Raw genomic sequence first — 1,005 nt, 5'->3', positions numbered from 1 at the left:
TACCGGTTGGGTCTGCGACGAGCGGCGCGGCCTGGAGTTGCGTGCCCTGTTGCCGCAGATCCCGGCCGAGCGTCTACTGCTGGAAACGGACGCCCCTTATCTGTTGCCCCGGGATTTACAGCCTAAACCCGCATCTCGCCGCAACGAACCCTGTTTCCTGCCCCATATCGTGCATCAGGTCGCCGTCTGGCGACAGGAAGAGCCGCAATGGCTGGGGCAAAAAACTGATGAGAACGCCCGCCGGCTATTCCGGCTGGTTTGAGCTAGGAGAAAACTATGAGCTATGCATTTCCGGGTACCTTCCCTGGTCGTCGTATGCGCCGCGTGCGCCGTCATGACTTCAGCCGCCGCCTGGTCGCCGAGAACCAACTGACGGTCAATGACCTGATTTATCCGGTGTTTGTCATGGAAGGCAGTAACCGCCAGGAAGAAGTGGCCTCGATGCCGGGCGTATCGCGCATGACGATCGATCTGCTGATTAAGGAAGCGGAAACCATCGCCAAACTCGGCGTGCCGGTGATCTCCGTGTTCCCTGTGATCGAACCGGGTCTGAAATCGCTGCATGCGGAAGAAGCCTATAACCCGGAAGGGCTGGTACAGCGCACGGTGCGCGCGCTGAAAGACGCGGTGCCTGAGCTGGGCATACTGACCGACGACGCGCTCGATCCCTACACCACCCACGGGCAGGACGGGGTCATCGATGAGCAGGGCTATGTGATTAACGATGTGACCAAAGACATTCTGGTGCGTCAGGCGCTGTCCCATGCCGAAGCAGGCGCAGAAATCGTGGCGCCGAGCGACATGATGGACGGCCGTATCGGGGCGATCCGCGATCGTCTGGAACTGCAGGGTTTGGTGAATACCCAGATTATGGCCTACTCCGCCAAGTATGCTTCCTGCTACTACGGTCCGTTCCGCGATGCGCTGGGTTCCAGCGGCAACCTGAAGGGCGGCAACAAAAAAACCTATCAGATGGATCCGGCCAACAGTGACGAAGCGCTGCAG

2 protein-coding genes are annotated in these 1,005 nt (G+C 59.7%); both read left to right on the top strand.

The window, feature by feature from the left end; translation table 11 throughout:
- On the top strand, positions 1–262 hold a 262-nt coding region (locus ABT171_RS41825), incomplete at its 5' end, for a TatD family hydrolase (protein WP_351252223.1).
- Positions 263–276: 14 nt separating this feature from the next.
- Positions 277–1,005, top strand: a 729-nt coding sequence (gene hemB, locus ABT171_RS41820; protein ID WP_351252221.1) for a porphobilinogen synthase, incomplete at its 3' end; no start/stop codon positions are given.

The organism is Streptomyces sp. NPDC001851 (genome assembly GCF_040297165.1).
Lineage (GTDB): Bacteria > Actinomycetota > Actinomycetes > Streptomycetales > Streptomycetaceae > Streptomyces.
Note: the sequence above shows the minus strand (reverse complement) of the source record. Positions and strands in the feature narration are given on the sequence as shown.